This window comes from Micromonospora sp. WMMC273 (genome assembly GCF_027460285.1).
Lineage (GTDB): Bacteria > Actinomycetota > Actinomycetes > Mycobacteriales > Micromonosporaceae > Micromonospora > Micromonospora aurantiaca.
Map to the genome: position 1 here is coordinate 1,558,318 of NZ_JAPZBE010000001.1, position 19,478 is coordinate 1,577,795.

The window sequence follows — 19,478 nt, forward strand, 5'->3', positions numbered from 1 at the left end:
GCCTCCCCGGCGGCCCGTCCGACGCGTACCCGCTCCGATCGGGTCTGCGCCATCATGAGCGTCATGACGAAGGCGGACGTGGTGGTGGTCGGCGGCGGGGTGATCGGGATGACGACAGCGCTCACGCTCCAGCGGCGCGGCGCCCGGGTCACCGTGCTGACCGCCCACGACCCGGCCGACACGGTGTCGACGGTGGCCGCCGCGGTCTGGTACCCGAGCCACACCGAGGAGGATCCCCGGGTGCTGCGCTGGGCCCGGGACACCCACGCCGAGCTGCGCCGCCAGGCGGCCGACGGCGTGCCGGGGGTGGTCGACCGGCCCACCCGGATGTGGCTGCGCCACCGCTACACCGAGCCGCCCTGGTGGGCCGACGCCTGCGGCGACCTGACGGCCGAGCCGGCGGAGCCGCCGTACACCGCGCTGCTGCGGTTCACCGCCCCGTCGGTGGAGATGACCAGCTACCTCGCCTGGCTGCGGCAGCGCCTGGAGGCCGGCGGGGGCCGGGTCGTCAGCCGCGCGCTGGGCACGCTCGCCGAGGCGTACAAGGTCGCGCCGGTCGTGGTGAACGCGACCGGCCTGGCCGCCGGCCGCCTCGCCGCCGACCCGGCCGTGTACCCGGCGCGCGGGCACGTCCTGCTGGTGGCGAATCCCGGCCTGACCGTCTCGGTGCGCGACGAGGACGACCCGGCGGGCATCACGTACGTGCATCCGCGCCGGCACGACGTGGTGCTCGGCGGCACCTACGAGGCCGGGGTGGGACACACCCGCCCCGACCCGGAGGAGGCGGCGGCGATCCGGCGCCGCTGCGTGGCGCTGGTGCCGCAGCTCGCGGACGCGCCGGTGCTGGGGGAGCGGATCGGGCTGCGCCCGGCCCGGCACGGCGGTCCCCGGGTCGAGGTGGACCCGGCGGACGGGCGGCTGGTGCACGCGTACGGGCACGGCGGCGCGGGGGTGACGCTGTCCTGGGGCTGCGCCGCCGAGGTGGCCGATCTCGCGCTGAGCGTCTGACCCTTCCGGCGCGGGCGAGCTGGCGGCCCACCGCCGGAGCGCGCGGGCGGTAACCTCGGCCCGGTGTCCGCCCGCCGCGCCGCACTGTCCGCCCTCGTCGCCCTGATCGCCGTCCACATCGGCTGCACGCTTGTCGCGCTCGCCGCCTACAGCCACCGGATCGGCCTGGTGACCCACGACGGCTCCGGCTTCCTGGTGGAGCTGCTCGACGCCGTGGTGCCCCTGCGTGACCTGCTGCCCGCCGTGCTCTGGCTGCTGCCTGTCATGCTGCTCGTCACGTTCGCGGCCCTCGGCCGGTGGGCCGCCCGGCGGACCGTCCGCCCCGACGACGAGCGGCTACCGGCGACGGCGTGGACCGCCGGCATCGCCGCGGTGCTGCTCAACCCGCTCGCGGCCGTGCGCTACGCGTCGGCCACCGCGAACGGCGGCGAGTACATGCGTACGGTTCAGGTGGAGACCAACCTTCTGGTGCTCGCCGCCGCCGTGGCCACCACGATGAGCGCGCTCGCCGTCGCCGGGTTCGTCCGGCGCTCCGACGCCGCCTGAGCGCTCTGGTCACCGCTCCAGGACGGTGAGCCATTCGGCGGCGCGGGGACGGTATCCGTGCAGCTCGAAGAGCCCGCGCACGATCGCCGGCACATGCCCGGCGCCGTACACGACCGCCACGTCGATGCGTTCCGCCGACCGGGTACGGATCGGCTCGGACAACGCGGCGAGCAGCCGCTCGTCGCGTTCGCCGCCGAGCGCGCGCTCGGTGTGCTCGGTGAACTCGTGGTCGGCGTACCGCTCGTCGGTGGCCGACGGCAGGTCGTTCATCTCGATCTCCGGTGAGAGCAGACACCGGGTGCCGCCGAAGAACTGCATCACCGTCACGAACGGGATCACCAGCCACATCTGGAGGCGGTACCGCAGCGGCATCACCCGCCAGCCCCCGGTGAACTCCTCCGCCGACACGTCCGGGTTGAGCACCTCGACGCCGAGAGACGCGTACGGGATGGGGTCCGTCACCAGGCCGGAGCGCCGGTTTGCCGGCATGGCCCGGTAGGTGAGTGTCAACGCCGAGCCGACCGCCGATCGGCCGCTGACGCCCTCGACGACGAGCAGGTCGCATTCCCGGAGCCGCTTCGTGACCGCCGCGTAGAACGCCGGGCTCGCCACGTGGAGCATCGGGAACACCAGGAACTCCAACCGGCTGCCGGGACGGCGTAGCCGGAGCACGGCGGAGCGGGTGCCGATGACGCTGTGTTCGATGATCTGCATGCCTGCCCCCGTGGCATCGGCTGCTCTTGTCGGCAGGGTAGGGCGGCCGGGCAAGGCGTCCCACGGACCGGTCAGGAATCGAGAAGCCCCGAGCGGGCACCCCGACCTAGCGTTTCCGGCACGGGCCACCCCGCCGGGGAGGCCACCGCCCGGAGGTAGGCATCAATGGATACGCGCATCCGTCAGCTCCACCGCTGGTTCTCCGTCGCCTTCACCGTGACCGTCGTGATCACCTTCGTGGCGCTGGCGCAGAAGGACCCGATCGTGTGGGTCTCCTACGTGCCGCTGCTGCCGCTCGCCCTGCTCCTGATCAGCGGTCTCTACCTGTTCGCGCTGCCGTACCTGCGGCGCCGCCGTGCCGCCGCGCGCCCGCGCTGACCTGGGGGGATTACCGGGGCCGGTCAGCGGGCAACACTGGCGGATGGAGCAGAAGGTGATGGTGTTCGCCCCGGCCCCGCTGCTGACGGTGACGATCGAGCAGCAGGGCGACGTACCCGAGCTGCACCTGCACCCCGGCGGGCAGGGGGTGTGGCAGACCCGGATGATCGCGGCACTCGGCGTACCGGTGACGATGTGCGTGGGTCTCGGCGGCGAGGTGGGCGACGCGGTCCGCAAGTTGCTCGACGACGAGGACGTCACGGTCCGGATGGTGCGGCGGGAGTCCGGCACCGGCTGGTACGTGCACGACCGGCGCGACGGCGAGCGGACCGAGATCGCCGAGCACCCGGGCGCGCCGATGGTGCGGCACGACATCGACGAGCTGTACACGGTGACGCTCACCGAGGGGCTGCGCGCGCCGGTGAGCGTGCTCAGCGGCCCGGCCGACCCGCAGGTGGTGGACCCGGACATCTACCGCCGCCTCGCCGCCGATCTGAGCGCCAACGGCGGCACAGTGGTGGCCGACCTGTCCGGGCCGTACCTGGAGGCGGTGCTCGACGGCGGCGTGAGCGTGCTGAAGGTCAGCCACGAGGAACTGCTCGACGACGGCCTGGCCAAGGACGACAGCGTCGAGGCGCTGCGCGACGCCGGCCGCCGGTGCCAGGAGCGGGGCGCGCGGACGGTGCTGATCAGCCGCGCGGGGGAGCCCGCGCTGGCGCTGCCGGAGGACGGCGAGCCGCTGCTGGTGCACGCCCCGCCGCTGGAGCCGGCTGACCACCGGGGCGCCGGTGACTCGATGACCGCCGGGGTGGCGGCGGTGCTGGCCAGGGGCGGCGACCTGCGGGATGCGCTGCACGTCGGCGCCGCCGCCGGAGCGCTCAACGTGACCCGGCACGGGCTGGGCACCGGCCGGGCCGAGGCGGTACGCGAGCTGGCCGGCCGGGTGCGGCTGACCCCGCTGGACGGCGGCGACGATGACGACTGACCGGCCGCCACGGGTGCTCGTGACGAACGACGACGGTGTGCACGCCCCCGGCATCCGCGCGCTGGCCCGGGCCGCGTACGAACGGGGGATGGACGTGGTGGTCGCGGCGCCGGAGGCCGAGGCGAGCGGGATGAGCGCGGCGCTGTCGGCGGTGACCGACGACGGGCGTCTGGTGTTCCGCGAGACCGAGCTGGACGGCCTGCCGGGTGTGCCCGCGTACGCGGTGGCGGCCTCCCCGGCGTACATCGCGGTGCTGGCCGGCCTGGGTGTGTTCGGGCCGGTGCCGGACCTGCTGCTGTCCGGCATCAACAGGGGCGCCAACGCGGGCCACGCGGTCCTGCACTCCGGCACCGTCGGCGCGGCGCTGACCGCCGGCAACAACGGCATCCGGGCGCTCGCCGTGTCGCTCGACGTGCTCACCGCGGCGGCGGCGAGCGCCGGCAGCGGTGGCGCGGCGATCGCGGTGCTGGACAGCGTGGACGACGAGTCCCGCCACTGGTCGAGCGCCGCCGAGCTGGCCGCGACGCTGCTGCCGTGGCTGGCCGGCGCGGATCCGGGCACGGTGCTGAACCTCAACGTGCCGGACCGGCCGGCCGACCAGGTGGCCGGGCTGCGCCAGGCGACACTGGCCCCGTTCGGTCAGGTGCAGGTGTCCGTCGCCGAGCGCGGTGAGGGATTCGTGCGGACGGCGGTGGAGGCGAGCGCGGTCCGCGCGGTCCCCGGCACCGACATCGCCTGGCTGGCCGACGGGTACGCCGCGGTCACCGCGATCCGGGCGCTCGGGCACCTGCCCGACGTGGAACTGCCGGTCGACGGCTGAGGACGGCTCCGCCCCGCCACCGTCGTACGGATGGCGGGGCGGAGATCGTCACTCGCCGGCCGCGCGCCTGCGGTCGGCCTCGGCGTCGGCGGCGCCCACCGGGGTGCCGTCGCTGTCCCGGTCGGCCCGCGACAGGTCCACGTCGGCGCCGGCCCGGGCGGCGTCGGCAGCCGCGTCGTCGGCGCCGACGACCTCACCACCGTCGGTCTGTCCGTCGTCGGGGACCAGCCGCCCGGCGGCGGCCAGCCCGATCGGTGCGTACCTGGGGTCGGTCATCTCGTCCTCCTCACCGGTGCTCCTGCGCAAGCGGTACCCCGGTACGGGACGCGGCACACGCGCGCGGGTCAGCGGCCGCGGTCGAGGAAGTCCAGGGTGACCGCGGCGAACAGCGGCGACTGGTCGATGTCGTAGTGGGTCAGGCCGGGCAGGATCGCCAGCGCGTGTCCGCCCGCCGGGCGGCCCTCACCCGTCCAGCCGCCGTCGCGCCGGCCGCCGTCGAGCAGCCCGAACACCTCGACGAAGTGGCTCGGCGGGGCCATGTCGGCGTCGGCGGCCACCACGAGCGTCGGCACCCGCAGGGCACGGACCTGCTCGGTGAAGTCGAAGTCCGTCCGCATCGCCTCGCCGATCTTGTCGAGCAGCCGGGGGAAGTCCTCCGGACGCGGCGCGACCCGCTGGTACAGCTCGTACATCGGCGTGTCCTTCATGTACTCGGCCGCCGCGGCGCCGACCTGACCCTGCTGCGCCAGCAGTTCCGGGTAGACGGCGTCGCGGCGGATGTGCGCGGACGCGGCGACCAGCCGGCCGATCCTGTCGGGGTGCCGGAAACCGGTGTGCAGGGCGACGCCGCCGCCGAGAGAGAAGCCGACCACGTCCGGGCGGTCCAGCCCGAGGTGGTCGATCAGCGCGGCCACGTCGTCGGCCATCAGCGCCATGTCGAGCGGCCGGTCCACGTCGGCGGTGCGGCCGTGCCCCTGGAGGTCCATCACGATCACCTGGTGCCGGGCGGCCAGCGTGGGCAGGAGCGGCGCGAACATCTCACCCGAGGTGAGGCCGCCGTGCAGCAGGATCATCGGCCGGCCCTCGCCGTGCGTCTCGTAGTAGAGGTGGACGCCGTTGACGTCGGCGTACCGCCCCGGGGCCTGTGTCTCGTCGCGCTGCGCTGTGGTCATCGGTGCTCCTCGGACGTGGTGACCTGACGGCTGGTGGACCGGCCGGGCGGCACGGACTCATCGGTGCGGGCCCGAACGTGCTCGCATTGACGCAGCATGTGGGCTAGTTTCGGCGGGGTGAGCGAGGTGGCGAGCGTCCCCGTCGAGGCGCAACTCGAGGAGTACCGGTCGGAGCTGACCGGCTACTGCTACCGGATGCTGGGTTCGGCCTTCGAGGCCGAGGACGCGGTACAGGACACATTCGTCCGTGCCTGGCGTAATTTCGACAAGTTCGAGGGGCGGTCCGCGCTGCGGACCTGGCTCTACCGGATCGCGACGAACGTCTGCCTGTCCATGTCCACCAGCGCGCAGCGCCGGGTCCGGCCGATGGACCTCGGTCCGGCCGGCGTCGGCACCGCCACCCACCCCGGCGAGCCCCGCCCGGAGCAGATCTGGCTCGGCCCGGCGCCCGACGACCGGGTGCTGCCGGAGGTCGCCGACCCGGCCGAGGTGGTGGCCGGCCGGGAGTCGGTCCGGCTGGCGTTCGTCGCGGCGTTGCAGCACCTGCCGCCGAAACAGCGGGCCGTGCTGATCCTGCGCGAGGTGCTGGCGTGGTCGGCCCAGGAGGTCGCCGACCTGCTCGACACGTCGCTGGCGAGCGTCAACAGCGCGCTGCAACGGGCGCGCGCCACGCTCGCCTCGGCCGACACCGAGGCCGACGTGCGCCGGCCGCTCGACAGCGAGCAGCAGGCGCTGCTCGCCCGCTACGTGCGGGCCTTCGAGGCGTACGACCTGACGGCGCTCACCGCGCTGCTGCACGAGGACGCGACGCTGTCGATGCCGCCGCTGCCGCTGTGGCTGCGCGGCCCCGAGCACATCGCGGCGTGGATGGCCGGCACCGGCAGCGGCTGCCGCGGCTCCCGCCTGGTGCCGACCGCCGCCAACGGGATGCCGGCGTTCGGGCACTACCGGCGCGACCCCGACGGCTCAGGCCACGTGCCCTGGGCGCTGATCGTGATCGGCGTCTCCGGCGGCCGGATCACGTCGCTCAACAACTTCCTCGACGTCGAGCGCCTGTTCCCGTTGTTCGGACTGCCGGACCGGCTCGAGGAGGGTGCCGGCCAGCCCGAGCAGGCCGGCGAGCTCGCGTAGCTCGTCGCAGGCCCCGCGTACCTCCAGCCGCCAGCCGAACCGCCGCGCGGTCAGCCGCATCCGTGCCAGCACCTCGACCGTGACCAGGTCGGGCGCGCTCACCGCGGACACGTCGCACACCACCACGCCCCGGTCGCGGCCGCGCAGCGCCTCGGCCAGGTCGGCGCAGCGGGCCGCGATGTCCGCGCGGGTCGGCGTCCCGTCGGGCAGGCAGAGCAGGTGGGTGATCACACGCATTGGACCGCCGTACGCCCCGTCTCTCATCGGTACGCGCGTGCCGAACACGGCCCGGCGCACGTTGCCTCGAACACCTTGTTGCACGCAGTTACATCGACGTTAACTGCTATACCAATCATCGGTGCTCAGCTATATGATCCCGGTAGTTCACCCCGAAGCCTCACGAAACCGCAGCTCCCACACCCCTCGGGTCGAACTCCGCAAGCCAGGTGCCTCCGCAACGTCGTGCCTGGCGACCGCCCGGCGTTGTGGTTCGGCCTGCCGGAAAGGTGGGAACGGATGACAGGGCTCCCGTCCTTGGTCATCGGCATCGCGTCCTCGTCGGCCGAGCGCCGGCAGCTCGCCCAACTGCTCGGCGGCACCGAGTCCTTCCTGATCGTGTCCAGCGCCCATCAGGCCCGCCGTTTCCTCGACCTGGTGCGCAGGCCCGCGCTGGCCCCGGCGCCGCAGCCGCCCGCGGCTGACGAGGCGCCGGCCGAGCCACCCCGGCGGGATCTGGCCGTCGACTCCGACCGGCGGGTGCTGCGCTGGCGGGAGCGGGAGATCGGGCTGACGCCCCTGGAGCACGACCTGATCGTCTGCCTGGCCGGCACGCCCGGTCAGGTGTGGACGTACGCCCGGCTGCACCGCGCCGTCTGGGGCAACGACCACTTGGGACGGGGCTCCGACATGCACTCGGTGGTCCGCCGCCTCCGCCGCAAGTTGGGCCGCCTCGACGCTTCCGCCACGATCCACGCCGTCCGAGGCGTAGGTTTCCGCCTCACCCCCTGACAGTCCTGACCCACCCACCCACCCCACCCCTGGCTCGGCGATCTTGCACTTTTGGCCCCCGGCGTGTCCCTTTGGCGCACTTTGCCAGGGCTGCAAGTGCAAGATCGCCGGGGCTTGTGGGGTGGCGTGGGCGGATGCTCGTTCGGGCAGCTGCCGGCCGGGAGCCGGGAGCCGTGGTGGTCTCCACTCACGGACCAACAGGAGTGGGACGACCCGCCCGGTGTGTGCCGGGCGGGCCGTCCTCGTCGGTGCTGAGGTCAGCAGCGGGTGGGGGAGAGGGTGAAGTCCTCCACCGTGGGCGTGCTGCTGTTGATCTTCGTCTGGCGCGTCTGGGGCTTCCAGCCGTCCTTTGCGACGATCAGCGTCAGCGGGTTGTTGCGCCGGTCCATCCAGTAGGCGTACCGGCCCTGGGCGTCGGTGGTGAAGGTGTACGAGTTCGCCCAGGAGTCGACCTGCACTGTCACGCCTGCCAGCGGCGCGGTGGCGCCCTGGCAGCTCTTGCCGAAGACCGTGCCGGACAGCTTGCCCCAGGTGGTCGGCGGCTGCGCGATCATCGTCACCGTCACCGGCTCCACCGTGTACGGGGTGTTCTCCTTGATCACCACTGATGCCGAGTACGTGCCGGGCTGGTCGACGTTCGCGGTCATGCCGACCGTGACGGTCACCTTCTCACCCGGCGCCAGCGTGACCTTCGACTTGTCGACGGTCAGCCAGCTCACGTCGGCAGTGCCCTCGGCGCACTCGCCGAAGCCGGGCAGGACCTCGCTGTCCTTGGTGGCCGTGAAGCCGCCCGACGAACCACCGATCTTGTAGAACCCGCAGGCCGCGCCACCCCGGTAGCGGGGGGCGTTGGCGTTGGGCAGGTTGGCCCACGAGTTGGTCGCCGGGTCGAACGCGAAGCCGGCGTTGGTGATGGCGCCGCCCTGCGACCCGCCGACGACCAGCAGCTTGCCGCCTGCGACGGCGTACGAGGAGGCCCAGCTGTCGGCCGGCGCGTCCGGGATGGCGGTCCAGGCTCCTGCGGCCGGGTCGAAGGCGTAACCGACCTTCTGCGACGTGGTGCCGTCGTTGCCGCCGGTGCAGTAGACGGTGCCGTCGATCCCGCCGCAGGACAGGAACGCCACCGACTTCGGGTACGCCGGCAGCGTCTCCCAGGCGTCGGCGCCCGGGTCGTACCGGACCACCGAGTTGGCCATCGGCGTGCAGCTCGCGGTGGTGCAGCCGCCGATCGCGTACAGCTTGCCGTCCGCGACCGCCTGGCCGGCCGCCGCGCGCGGCGCCGGGTTGTCGGCCTTGCGGGTCCACGTGTTCGCCGCCGGGTCGTACGAGAAGGTGGCGGCGTCCGGACCGGCGGCACCCCAGCCGCCGGTGGCGATGATCTTGCCGTCGATCACGCCGACCGTCATGGCGTTGCGCGCGCCGGGCAGGTCGGCGATCCCCGTCCACGTCTGGGTGATCGGGTCGTACTTGTAGTTCTTGGCGCTCGACGCGGTGCCGTCGCCACCGGCGATGGAGTAGACGGTGCCGTCGACGTTGACGACCCGGTTGTCCATCACGTTCGCCGGGTAGCCCGGGATGGTGGTCCAGGGGTCCGCCTGCGGTGCGGCGGCGGCGATCGCGTTCGACGACTTGCCCGACGAGCGGGCCGCGAACGACGTGGCGGCAGTCAGCCGTTGCGCCGGCGCGCCGGTGGAGCCGAGCAGGGCCTGCTCGGACAGCTGGGAGCCGTCGGCCCGTTGCAGTACGAACCCGCCGTCGCGCTCACTGAACTCGGCGGTGACCGGGGCCCCGCCGGTGTTCGTGACGGTGAACGTCTTGCTGACCTTCCCGCTCGGCATCCGGACCGTGCCGGTGATCGAGGTCGGCTTCACCGACAGCCGGCCGGCGGCGAGCTGGAAGTTGGCCGCGGTGGCCCAGTCCTCCTCGACCGTGACCTGCTTGGTCTGGCTCACGTAGTTGCCCGCGCCGGCGGTGAACGGGTGCGTCCCGGTCAGCGAGGAGAACATCCAGTAGAAGCCGTCGGGCAGCTCGGTGTCGTCGGGCGTGGCGACCGTGGTGGCCTTCTCCGCCGGACGGTCCTTGCTGGTCACCGTGGCGCCGTTGAGGTAGCCGTTGTCGTTCTTGTCGCGGACGTGGCCGAGCACCAGGCCGCCCGTGACCGGCTTGCAGACGAGCTTGCTGCCGATGAGGACGTTGTCGACCTGCCACCACCATTCCCAGCTCGCCTCGTAGTAGTGGAAGCGCACCCGCACCTGCGACTGGCCGGCCGCCTGCGGGATCGGCACCTCGGTCACCCGCGGGCCGCGCACGTCGGCGGCCTGCCGGAGCACGTTGCTCCACGTGGTGCCGCCGTCCAGGCTCAGGTCGACGTCCGCGCGGTCGCTGTTGAGCCAGTTGTAGTCCTGGTTGAAGCGGATCACCGGCGTGGTCACGCCGGTCAGGTCGACCACCGGGCTGACCAGCGACGTGTCCTGCTGCCCGCCGCTGCCGTAGTTGTCGCTGTCGATGATGGCGAAGTTGCCGCTGCCGCCGGTCAGGTTGCCGCGCTCACCGGCGTCGGTGAACTCCCAGACCTGGCCGGTGCCGGCGTTGTCCACCACGCTCCAGCCGTCCGGGACACCGGTGCCGTCGAACGTCTCGTACTCGCCGTCGGAGCTGACTGTGTAGCCGGGGGCGGTGGTGCACGCCTCCGGGTTCGCCTGCACCGCGATGTTGGCGGTCACGTTGCCCGTGCCGACGGTGACCTCCTTCGTGGTGGTCAGGTAGCCGGCGTACTGCGGCTCGACAGTGAGCCGGTAGGTGGCCCCGGACGGCAGCGACAGGCTGTAGCGGCCGGTCGCCGGCGTCGTGTAGTCGGAGATCGGCGTGCCCTCGACGCTCACCTTCGCGTACAGCGGCCAGCCGTGCCCGGACCCGTCGGTGACCTGCCCGCTGACCGTGACGCTGGGTACCGCGGTGAGCGCGACGTCGAGCGTGGTGGTCGTGTTCGCGGTGATCGTCGCGGACAGCGTGCGGGTCGCGTACCCGAAGGCCGAGACGACCACCTGGTAGTCGCCGGCCGGCAGGAGCGAGGAGTACGTCCCGTCCGCGCCGGTGGTCAGCGTGCGGTCCGCCGGGCCGGTCAGGGTGACGGTCGCGCCGGCGATTTCGGCACCGGTGGCGGCGTCGGTGACCTTGCCGGCCAGCGTGCCGTTGTCGCCGATCGGGGCGGCGGCGAGCAGCGCGAGCGCGTCCAGGCGGCCCTCACCGTAGACGTTGTTGTCGTCGGTGGTGCCGCCGCACTGGGTGTCACCCTTGTCGATGGCCGCGTCGTCGAGCAGCGCGCGGGTCGCCGTGACGTCCCCGACCAGGGTGGGCGCCGCCGACCAGAGCAGCGCGATCGCGCCGGCCAGGTGCGGCGCCGCCATCGAGGTGCCGCTGATGCTGGCGTACGAGTCGGTCGGCACACTGGAGCGCACGTTCACACCCGGCGCCGAGATGTTCGGCTTGATCTCGCCGTTCTGCCCGGTGCCCCGGGACGAGAAGCTGGCGATGTTGTTGTTGATGTCGTACGCGCCGGCCGAGTAGTTGCTCGCCAGGCTGCCCGGCGAGCCGCTGGTCTGGCAGGACGGGCCGTTGTTGCCGTTGGACCAGACGCCGAAGATGCCGGAGGCGTTCCACGCGTCGGTGACGTCCTCCATGAACGGCTCGTTCGACGGCGTCCTGGTGCCCCACGAGTTGTTGATGATGTTGGGGCGCTTGCTGGCGTCCGGGTTCTGCCCGTCGAGGTCGGTGGGCTCCAGCATCCACTGCCCGGAGGAGATCAGCGCGGCGTCGGACGGGCAGCAGCCGTTCGCGGCGATCCACTTGACCTCGGGGGCGACACCGATCTGGTTGGCCCCGTCGGCGCCGGCCATGGTGCCCATGGTGTGCGTGCCGTGGCCGTCGGAGTCGCATGGTGCGGTGGCGCACTCGCCGGCAGCGTCGAACCAGTTGTAGTCGTGGTCGAAGGTGCCGTCACCGTTGTTGCCGCGGTAGGCGTTCACCAGCGCCGGGTGGTCGAACTGGACGCCACTGTCGATGCTCGCCACGGTGATCCCGGCGCCCTTGACGCCGTACTGGGACCAGACGTCGTCGGCGTTGATGTTGGCGATGCCCCACTCCAGGGCGTTCGCCGACTTCTCGTCGGTGCCCTTCGTGGTCTCCGGCAGCTTGTACTCCACCGGTGCGTACAGACCGTCCACCTCGGAGTGGGCGGCGAAGTTCTGCGCCATGGTCAGCGACCCGTCGGTGACCTTGATGGCGTTCGTCGCCCAGAAGGTCTGGTACTTCGTGCCCGAGCGGTCCAGCTCGGCCCGGATCTTCGACTGGCTGTCGGCGGCGGTCTTCTTCAACGCCGCCGCGACGGCGGCGCCGCGCTCGTTCCAGTCCTTGATCGCGGCGGCCTTGCTCAGGTCCGCCTTGGCGCCGAAGTGGATCCAGAAGTCGCCCTCGCTCTTGCCCTGGAGCTGCCGGGTGAGTTCGGGGCGGATCTTGTCGCCGGCCGACGCGCCCGCGCCCGTCTCCGCCTGTGCCGCGGTGCCGGTAGCGGCCAGCGCGGTGGCGGCGAGCACCAGGGCGGCGCCCGCGCTCACCAGCCGCCGGGCCGGGCCCCATCTGTGTGGACGTCTCAGCATCGGTGCTGCCTCCTGTTCCGATGACCCGCTGATGATCGAGCCATGGCAGAAGGGCCAGGAGACGTGCTCTCCCGACTACGACACCGGTGTGAAAAGAACCCCCCAGGCCCCCTAGGCGCCGTGCGGGTCTGCGCCGGACGCCTGAGTGGACACTATGATCGACAGTGAGGAACGATCAATGACCGTACGTGAGCAACATGTCACCAACAGGTCCCCGGTTAGAGCGGCCTGTTGACAGTTTTTGTCACGGTGGGGCGCGGTGACGACTGACGGCACGAACGCGGCGGACTCCGGCACCGACCCGTCGGAGCGCCCATTCTCGCTCGTCATCGGGGTGACGTCGTCCCCGGCCGAACGGCTGCGGCTGACCGAGTTGCTGGACGGCGTCGCGCCCCTTCTGATGGTCACCGATCTGGACGAGCTGCGCGAGTTGATCACCGATGCGCCGGCCTCGGCGCACGCGCCCGCACCGGCCGTCGCGCCGGCTGCGCCAGTACCCCGGGACAAGCCCGCGCCGGACGGCGCGCTGGTCATCGACGCGGCCCGGTCGACCGCCCGGTGGGGCAACCGGGAGACCGCCCTGACCCGGCTGGAGCGTGACCTGCTGACCTGCCTGACCGTCGAGCCGGTACGGGTGTGGAGCTACGCCGAACTGCATCACGCGGTCTGGCACGACGCGCCGACGCACGGCCGGGCCGACGTGCAGTCCCTGGTGAAGCGGCTGCGCCGTAAGCTCGACGAGCTGGGCACCGGCGTCACCATCGCGGCGGTACGCGGCGTCGGCCTGCGGCTGACCGACCACCGCCACCCCCGGGTACGGGGCGACTGACCACACGCCCACTGTGAAGGGATGGCATTGGCACCCTGGCGCTGGCTCCTGGCGGATCAGGCCGGACCGCACTTCCTCGACGACGACTCGCAGCGGGTCCTGCTGGTGGAGGCGCGGTCGCTGTTCGCCGCCCGGCCGATGCACAGGCAGAAGGCACACCTGATCCTGTCCACGCTGCGGCACCGCGCCGCCGGACTCGGCGACCGGGCACGGCTGGTACGGGCCGACACGTTCCGCGAGGCGCTCACCGGGCTGGGCGAGCCGGTCGAGCTGGTGCACCCGGCGTCCCGGGCGGCGTTGGCGTTCGCCAGTACCGTGGACGGGCTGACAGTGCTGCCGCCGCGCGGATTCGTCACCGATCGCGCCGACTTCGCCGCCTGGGCCGACCGGCGGCGCGGCCGGCTGCGCGTCGACGACTTCTACCGGTACGCCCGCGAGCGCCACGACGTGCTGCGCGACCTGCCCGCCCCGGCCCGCCGCCGCCGTGCCCGGCCACCGGTCGACGTGCCGCCGCCCCCGCCGGTCGTCGAGGACGACATCGACGCGCAGGTCCGCCGCGACCTGGACCGCTGGGCGGAGGAGGGGATCCGGTTCACCGGCCGGGACGCGCCGCGCCGTCACCCCGCCACGCACGCCGAGGCGCAGGACCGGCTCACACACTTCCTGACCCATCGGCTGCCCGCGTACGCCGACACCCACGACCTGCTCCGCGACGGTGACGGACTGCTCGCGTACAGCGCGCTGTCGTCCTCGTTCAACAGCGGCCTGCTCGACCCGGAACCGGCGATCCGGGCCGCCGAACGGGCCGGCCGGGACGGCGCCGCGCCGCCCGCCGCGGTGCACCGGTTCGTGCGCGGCCTGCTCGGCTGGCGCGAGTTCCTGTGGCAGCTCTACTGGTACTTCGGGCCGCGGTTCCGGGGCGCCGGCTGGCTCGGCGCCGCGCAGCCGCTGCCGGAGTGGTTCGACCGGCTCGACGCCGACGCGGTGGAGGCCCGCTGCCTCGCCGGCGTGCTCGCGGGCGTCCGGGACACCGCCTGGGCGCACCACACCGCGCGGCTGACGGTGCTCGCCAACTACGGCCTGCAACGCGGCTGGCGTCCCGCCGAACTGGCCGACTGGTTCCGCCGCAGCTTCGTCGACGGCGCGGACTGGGTCATGAACGCCACTGTCATCGGCATGAGCCAGTACGCCGACCTGTCCCGCATCGACACCCGGCCGTGGGCGTTCGACGGTACGCACCTGTTCCGGATCGGTGCCCCGTGCGCCGGCTGCCGGTACGAGCCCGACGTGGCGCTCGGCGACACGGCGTGCCCGTACACCGGGGGTTTCGAGGCGTTCTGGCACCGCAACCGGGAGCGGCTCGCGGCCGATCCCGGGCTGGCGACGGCGCTTGCCGGACGCGACGAACCGCGTCGCCGCGACGCGGTGCTGGCGCAGGAGGACAAGCGCGGCGACGAGGCGCCCTGAGCCCGCCGCGACGGTGATGTCGCGGACCCGACGGCGCACGGCCGGACGGTGACAGCCGGTGACCCGATCGGTGGAGGCGCCCTGCCGGTGTGGCCGGAATTGATGGCGACCGGTCGATTACCGGTGCGGCACGTATCGCGAGAAGTCTTTGCCTCCTACGGTGGCGTCCGGCACGCGGACGGAGGGGACTCGGGAATCACCCGAGAGGGCCGTCCCGGCGGACAGGGAGAGTTGTCTCGATGCGAGTCTGGCTTCGCGCAGTGGCGGTCGTCGCCGCCGGCGCGGTCGTGGTGGCGGGAGTGCCGGCGCTCGCCGCCACCGTCACCGTGCGGGACGCCGGCGTGGCCGGCCACACCGGCGCACAGGCGACGGGAAGCAGCGCCGCGCTCGGCGCCGCGCGTACCACAGCGACCCGTGCGCTGGTCACCCCCGGGGACACCCGGCTGATGCCGACCACGCCCCGCACCGACACGCCGCGGATCACCAACGGCGAGATCACCGACATCGAGGTGATCGGCAACCGCGTCTTCGTCGCCGGCACGTTCACCTCGATCGCGAACGTCGGCGGGTCCGCGATCGCGCAGAAGTCCCTGGCGTCGTACAACCTGGACACCGGCAAGGTGGACACCGGGTTCAAGCCGGTCATCGACGGCGCGGTCGCCGCGGTGGAGGCGTCGCCGGACGGCTCGTCGCTCTACATCGCCGGCGCGTTCAACACGATCAACGGCGTTACCAAGCGCAAGATCGCCCGGCTGAACCCGACCACCGGCGCGCCGATCGCCGCGTTCACCGCCACCGCCAACGCGCGGGCCACCGCGCTCGCGGTCAGCGGCAACGCGGTCTACGTCGGCGGCCAGTTCGCCACCGTCAACGGGGTCAGCCGGAGCGGCCTCGCAGCGCTCAACCCCACCACGGGCGCCGTCGACACCGGCTTCAACCTGCCGCTCACCGGCGGCATCGGCGTCGGCGGCATGCTCACCGTGCAGCAGCTCAAGCTCACCCACGACCGCAGCAAGCTGCTGGTCGTGCACACCGGCCGCCAGATCGCCGGCCAGGACCGTTACGGCGTGGCGCTCATCGGTACGGCGAGCAAGGCGCTGCTGCCCTGGCGTACCCGGCTGTGGGAGGACAACCTCTCCTTCGTCGGCGGCATCCAGCGCGTCTTCGCCGGGGACATCGCGCCGGACGACTCGTACTTCGTGGTCACCAGCGGATCCGGCGGCGACCGCCCGCCGATCAACGACACCGCCATCGCGTACTCGCTGACCGGAAACGACAACGTCGAGCCGCTCTGGATCTCCCGGCACTTCGACAGCATCTACTCGGTCGCGATCACCGACACCGCCGTCTACGTCGGCGGCCACTTCAGCTGGCAGGAGTCGCCCACGTCGAACGTGCCGTGGCCCGGCCTGGACAACGTCGGCTACGGCACCGGCCAGGGGCTCAGCGGCTACGGCCTCGGCGACCAGGTGGTCCGCCGCGACCACCTCGGCGCCCTCGACCCGCTCACCGGCACCGCGCTGGAATGGAACCCCGGCTCCAACTCGTACGAGGGCGAGAAGGCGATGCTCGCCACCTCGCGCGGCCTGCTCGTCGGCGGTGACGGCAACGTCAAGGGCGGCAAGACCACCGGCCGGGTGGCCTTCTTCGACCTCTCCAAGGAGCCCGCGCCCGCGGCGCTGGACACCACCATCACGACGCCGATCGAGGGTGCGGTGAAGCCGGCGGGCGAGTCGTTCACGATCAGCGGTCAGGCGCTCGCCCCGGCCGGCGTGGCCCGGGTCCAGCTGGAGATCCAGGACCGCAACAGCGGCAAGTACCTCCAGGCCGACCTGACCACCTGGGGCGCGTTCAAGGCGATCAACACGACGGTCGCCGCGCCGAACGCCACCTCCACCACGTGGAGCCTGCCGGTGACGCTGCCGGCCGGGGTCTACCAGTTGCAGGCCAAGACGTTCGACCGCAACGGCGCCGGCGACACCACCAAGGCGGTCAAGAAGATCGAGGCGTTCCGCTTCGACGACCTGCCGCCGACGACCCGGATCAGCTCGCCGGCGGCCGGCCTGGTCGCCACGCAGACGTTCGTGGCCTCCGGCACCGCCACCGACGACAAGGGCGTCAATTCGCTGATCTACTCGTTCCGCACCCCGGACAACAGGTACCTGCAGGACGACGGCACCGTCGCCGCCGTCTACAACACCTTCCGTGGCGAGCCGGACGTGATCGGCGCGACGTCCACGACCTGGCAGTACGAGGTCACGCTGCCCGCCGAGGGACAGTGGAAGATGACCGCCACCGCCGTCGACACGACCGGGCAGAGCGACCTGCGCGGCGACACCCGCGACTGGACCGTCTCCGCGAACGGCGTACCGCCGACGGTGGCGATCACCTCGCCGGTGGCGATGACGCCGCCGGGCAACGCCGTGCCGTTCACCGTCGCGCCCGGCGGGACCGTCACGTTCGCCGGTTCGGCGAGTGACGACGACGCGCTCAAGTCGGTCGAGATCTACCTGCGCAACAACACCACCCGCGAGGCGCTCGCCAGCGACGGCACGTGGGGCGCCGACTCGGTCGCCGGTTACCACCGGATCTCCCCGACCAACCTCGACGCCGCGACGTTCGACTGGTCGTTCACCACGGTGCCGCTCACCCCCGGCGTCTACGACTTCCGGGTACGGGCGACCGACAGGCTCGGCCTGACCACGTCCAGCACCAACATGGGCCGGCTCACCGTCACCGCCCAGGTGCCGGGCGACGCGTTCCCGAACGGGCTGCTCGGCTTCACCGGCACCAACCAGGACATCGACCAGCTGCACCTGGACCTGGCCGGCACGGCGACCGACGACAAGGGTGTGCGGGCGGTCCGGATCGCGCTGCGCGACCTCGACACCGGCCGGTACGTGCAACCGAACGGCACGATGGCCGCCGCGTTCGCCACGGTCGACGCGACGCTCGCCGCGCCGGGTGCGACCAGCACCGCGTTCACGCTCTCGATCGACCTGCCCACCCGGGGCACGTACAGCGTCGAGGCGTGGGCCGTGGACACCGCCGGTCAGCAGGACAACTCGACGAGCGGCGCGACCGCCCGCTACCTGGTCTACCCGGGTGACACCGACCCGACGCTGGAGCCGAGCATCACGCCGGTCGAGGGTCAGGCGTACACCGGTGGCCGGATCGTGGTCACCGGCCGGGCCGTGGACGACGGCGGGATGCAGAAGGTCGAGCTGCAGATCGGCAACAGCGCCGGGCAGGGCATGAACTCGGCCGGCACGTTCGGCCGGGCGGGCGCGCCGACCAGCTGGCCGTGGATCGCCACGTTCCTCACCAGCCCGGGCTCGCCGGGGTCGAACTTCGCGTACACGTCACCGGTGATCCCGGCCGGCACGTACACGGTGACGATCCGCGGCATGGACAACCGGGGGCAGTACCAGCAGCCGCCCCGTACCGTCACGGTGACCGTCACCGACTGACCGGACGGCCTCGCGGGCCGGTCCGCGCCGGGTCTCCCGGCGCCGGGCCGGCCCGTGCCCGTCTCAGGGCCGGATCAGGCACATCCCGGCGGTGGCCGGCCGGTCCATCGTGGCCAGCGCGTCAGGGGCGGCGTCCAGGTCGATGGTGCGGGTGACCAGCTCGGCCGGGCGCAGCACCCCGGCGGTGACCAGCCGCAGCATCTCCGGGTACGCGTGTGCCGGCATGCCGTGGCTGCCGCGCAGCTCCAGCTCGTACGCGATCACCAGGTCCATCGGCAGCGCGGGCCGGCCCTGCGCGGCGGGCAGCAGCCCGACCTGCACGTGCCGGCCGCGCCGGCGCAGGCCCTCGATCGACGCCACGCAGGTGGCGTGACTGCCGAGCGCGTCCAGCGACAGGTGGGCGCCCCCGCCGGTGGTCTCCCGGATCGCGGCGGCCACCTCGCCCGGACCGCCGAGCGCGCTCGCGTCCACGCAGACCGCGGCGCCGCTGCGGCGGGCCAGTTCCAGCGCGCCGGACGACACGTCCACCGCCACCACCCGCGCCCCGCTCGCCGCCGCGACCATCACCGCGGACAGGCCGACGCCGCCGCAGCCGTGCACCGCCACCCACTCGCCCGCCGCGACCCGGCCCTGCGCGACGACGGCCCGGAACGCGGTGGCGAACCGGCAGCCGAGCGCGGCGGCGGCCGCCTCGTCCAGCTCGTCCGGCAGCCGGACCAGGTTGACGTCGGCGTGCCGTACCGCGACCAGTTCGGCGAACGAGCCCCACCCGGTGAAGCCCGGCTGGGTCTGCCGCTCGCACACCTGCTGGTCGCCCGCGAGACACGAGGGGCACCGCCCGCACGCGCAGACGAACGGCGCGGTCACCCGGTCGCCGGGCCGCCACCCGCGCACGTCCGCGCCGGCCGCCACGACGACACCGGCGAACTCGTGCCCCGGTACGTGCGGCACGCGGATGTCCGGGTCGTGGCCCTGCCAGCCGTGCCAGTCGCTGCGGCACAGGCCGGTAGCGCCGACCCGGACGACCACCCCGTCCGGCGCCGGCGCCGGATCATCCACCCGGCAAACCTCCGGCCGCACCCCGAACCGCTCGAACACCACAGCACGCATGCCCCGATCCTCACACCCGCCCACCCCACCCTCGCCCCGCACCCTCACCCGCTCCCCGCGATCTTGCACTTGCGGCCCGGTTGATGTCGCGAATGTCCAATCTGACCGGGCACGAAGTGCAAGATCGCCGACGAGGGGCCGAGGGTCCAGCCGCCTTTCTCACCTGAAGGAGCGGCGGTCTGCAT

The 19,478-nt window shown here is 72.8% G+C and carries 15 protein-coding genes and 1 pseudogene; 10 read left to right on the top strand and 6 right to left on the bottom strand.

Features of this window, described 5'->3' with window-relative positions; genetic code table 11:
• The first annotated feature begins 54 nt into the window (after positions 1-54).
• Positions 55-1,008: an FAD-dependent oxidoreductase gene (locus tag O7611_RS07495; RefSeq protein WP_332367418.1), complete on the top strand. Its 954-nt coding sequence runs from the start codon at positions 55-57 to the stop codon at positions 1,006-1,008.
• Positions 1,009-1,071: 63 nt separating this feature from the next.
• Entirely contained in the window at positions 1,072-1,554 is a 483-nt protein-coding gene (locus O7611_RS07500) for a hypothetical protein (RefSeq protein WP_269696466.1), read from the top strand.
• A 9-nt stretch (positions 1,555-1,563) separates the two neighbouring features.
• Here O7611_RS07500 and O7611_RS07505 read toward each other — a convergent pair whose 3' ends face one another.
• Positions 1,564-2,268, bottom strand: a complete 705-nt coding sequence (locus O7611_RS07505) for a hypothetical protein (protein ID WP_269696467.1) — start codon at positions 2,266-2,268, stop codon at positions 1,564-1,566.
• A 165-nt stretch (positions 2,269-2,433) separates the two neighbouring features.
• Between O7611_RS07505 and O7611_RS07510 the strand changes: the two genes are divergently transcribed.
• Genes O7611_RS07510 through surE form a run of 3 tightly spaced genes read left to right on the top strand, consistent with a single transcriptional unit; the run spans position 2,434 to position 4,451 of the window.
• Positions 2,434-2,646 (top strand): hypothetical protein, encoded by a 213-nt coding sequence (locus O7611_RS07510; protein ID WP_194800835.1) that lies wholly within the window; start codon positions 2,434-2,436, stop codon positions 2,644-2,646.
• A 43-nt stretch (positions 2,647-2,689) separates the two neighbouring features.
• Positions 2,690-3,631: a 1-phosphofructokinase family hexose kinase gene (locus O7611_RS07515; RefSeq protein ID WP_442929331.1), complete on the top strand. Its 942-nt coding sequence runs from the start codon at positions 2,690-2,692 to the stop codon at positions 3,629-3,631.
• Positions 3,621-4,451 (top strand): 5'/3'-nucleotidase SurE, encoded by an 831-nt coding sequence (gene surE / locus O7611_RS07520; RefSeq protein ID WP_194800836.1) that lies wholly within the window; start codon positions 3,621-3,623, stop codon positions 4,449-4,451. The genes O7611_RS07515 and surE overlap by 11 nt, the downstream gene beginning before the upstream one ends.
• 48 nt (positions 4,452-4,499) lie before the next feature.
• On the opposite strand, the gene O7611_RS07525 is transcribed toward surE, so the two are convergent.
• Together O7611_RS07525 and O7611_RS07530 are read right to left on the bottom strand one after the other, a co-directional pair.
• On the bottom strand, positions 4,500-4,727 hold the full coding sequence (locus O7611_RS07525) for a hypothetical protein (protein ID WP_013474689.1): 228 nt from the start codon (positions 4,725-4,727) through the stop codon (positions 4,500-4,502).
• A 68-nt stretch (positions 4,728-4,795) separates the two neighbouring features.
• Positions 4,796-5,623 carry an alpha/beta fold hydrolase gene (locus O7611_RS07530; RefSeq protein ID WP_269696468.1) on the bottom strand — a complete coding sequence of 276 codons (828 nt, stop codon included), beginning with the start codon at positions 5,621-5,623 and terminating at the stop codon, positions 4,796-4,798.
• Between the two features lie 96 nt (positions 5,624-5,719).
• Here O7611_RS07530 and O7611_RS07535 point away from each other — a divergent pair, with 96 nt between their 5' ends.
• On the top strand, positions 5,720-6,754 hold the full coding sequence (locus O7611_RS07535) for a sigma-70 family RNA polymerase sigma factor (RefSeq protein ID WP_269696469.1): 1,035 nt from the start codon (positions 5,720-5,722) through the stop codon (positions 6,752-6,754).
• A 30-nt stretch (positions 6,755-6,784) separates the two neighbouring features.
• On the opposite strand, the pseudogene O7611_RS07540 reads toward O7611_RS07535, so the two are convergent.
• Positions 6,785-7,018 (bottom strand): annotated as a pseudogene (locus O7611_RS07540) (hypothetical protein); the annotation flags it as partial.
• 252 nt (positions 7,019-7,270) lie between these two features.
• Here O7611_RS07540 and O7611_RS07545 point away from each other — a divergent pair.
• Positions 7,271-7,762 (top strand): winged helix-turn-helix domain-containing protein, encoded by a 492-nt coding sequence (locus tag O7611_RS07545; RefSeq protein ID WP_194800839.1) that lies wholly within the window; start codon positions 7,271-7,273, stop codon positions 7,760-7,762.
• A gap of 257 nt (positions 7,763-8,019) precedes the next feature.
• Here O7611_RS07545 and O7611_RS07550 read toward each other — a convergent pair whose 3' ends face one another.
• Positions 8,020-12,417, bottom strand: a complete 4,398-nt coding sequence (locus O7611_RS07550) for a S8 family serine peptidase (RefSeq protein WP_269696470.1) — start codon at positions 12,415-12,417, stop codon at positions 8,020-8,022.
• 259 nt (positions 12,418-12,676) lie between these two features.
• Between O7611_RS07550 and O7611_RS07555 the strand changes: the two genes are divergently transcribed.
• The 3 genes from O7611_RS07555 (at position 12,677) to O7611_RS07565 (ending at position 18,183) form a co-directional block, all read left to right on the top strand.
• Positions 12,677-13,246, top strand: coding sequence for a winged helix-turn-helix domain-containing protein (locus O7611_RS07555; protein WP_269696471.1), 570 nt, complete (start codon positions 12,677-12,679; stop codon positions 13,244-13,246).
• Positions 13,247-13,267: 21 nt separating this feature from the next.
• The gene (locus tag O7611_RS07560) at positions 13,268-14,713 is read left to right on the top strand and encodes a cryptochrome/photolyase family protein (protein ID WP_228532070.1); all 1,446 of its coding nucleotides are present in this window, start codon (positions 13,268-13,270) and stop codon (positions 14,711-14,713) included.
• Positions 14,714-14,952: 239 nt separating this feature from the next.
• Positions 14,953-18,183: an Ig-like domain-containing protein gene (locus O7611_RS07565; RefSeq protein WP_269696472.1), complete on the top strand. Its 3,231-nt coding sequence runs from the start codon at positions 14,953-14,955 to the stop codon at positions 18,181-18,183.
• A 63-nt stretch (positions 18,184-18,246) separates the two neighbouring features.
• On the opposite strand, the gene O7611_RS07570 is transcribed toward O7611_RS07565, so the two are convergent.
• The gene (locus tag O7611_RS07570) at positions 18,247-19,293 is read right to left on the bottom strand and encodes a zinc-dependent alcohol dehydrogenase family protein (protein ID WP_194800843.1); all 1,047 of its coding nucleotides are present in this window, start codon (positions 19,291-19,293) and stop codon (positions 18,247-18,249) included.
• Positions 19,294-19,478 lie beyond the last annotated feature (185 nt).

Coding starts and splice junctions, on each gene's coding strand:
- O7611_RS07495 (WP_332367418.1), top strand. CDS start 55: ATGAGCGTCATGACGAAGGCGGACGTGGTGGTGGTCGGCGGCGGGGTG.
- O7611_RS07505 (WP_269696467.1), bottom strand. CDS start 2,268: ATGCAGATCATCGAACACAGCGTCATCGGCACCCGCTCCGCCGTGCTC.
- O7611_RS07510 (WP_194800835.1), top strand. CDS start 2,434: ATGGATACGCGCATCCGTCAGCTCCACCGCTGGTTCTCCGTCGCCTTC.
- O7611_RS07515 (WP_442929331.1), top strand. CDS start 2,690: ATGGAGCAGAAGGTGATGGTGTTCGCCCCGGCCCCGCTGCTGACGGTG.
- surE (WP_194800836.1), top strand. CDS start 3,621: ATGACGACTGACCGGCCGCCACGGGTGCTCGTGACGAACGACGACGGT.
- O7611_RS07525 (WP_013474689.1), bottom strand. CDS start 4,727: ATGACCGACCCCAGGTACGCACCGATCGGGCTGGCCGCCGCCGGGCGG.
- O7611_RS07530 (WP_269696468.1), bottom strand. CDS start 5,623: ATGACCACAGCGCAGCGCGACGAGACACAGGCCCCGGGGCGGTACGCC.
- O7611_RS07535 (WP_269696469.1), top strand. CDS start 5,720: ATGTGGGCTAGTTTCGGCGGGGTGAGCGAGGTGGCGAGCGTCCCCGTC.
- O7611_RS07545 (WP_194800839.1), top strand. CDS start 7,271: ATGACAGGGCTCCCGTCCTTGGTCATCGGCATCGCGTCCTCGTCGGCC.
- O7611_RS07550 (WP_269696470.1), bottom strand. CDS start 12,417: ATGCTGAGACGTCCACACAGATGGGGCCCGGCCCGGCGGCTGGTGAGC.
- O7611_RS07560 (WP_228532070.1), top strand. CDS start 13,268: ATGGCATTGGCACCCTGGCGCTGGCTCCTGGCGGATCAGGCCGGACCG.
- O7611_RS07565 (WP_269696472.1), top strand. CDS start 14,953: ATGCGAGTCTGGCTTCGCGCAGTGGCGGTCGTCGCCGCCGGCGCGGTC.
- O7611_RS07570 (WP_194800843.1), bottom strand. CDS start 19,293: ATGCGTGCTGTGGTGTTCGAGCGGTTCGGGGTGCGGCCGGAGGTTTGC.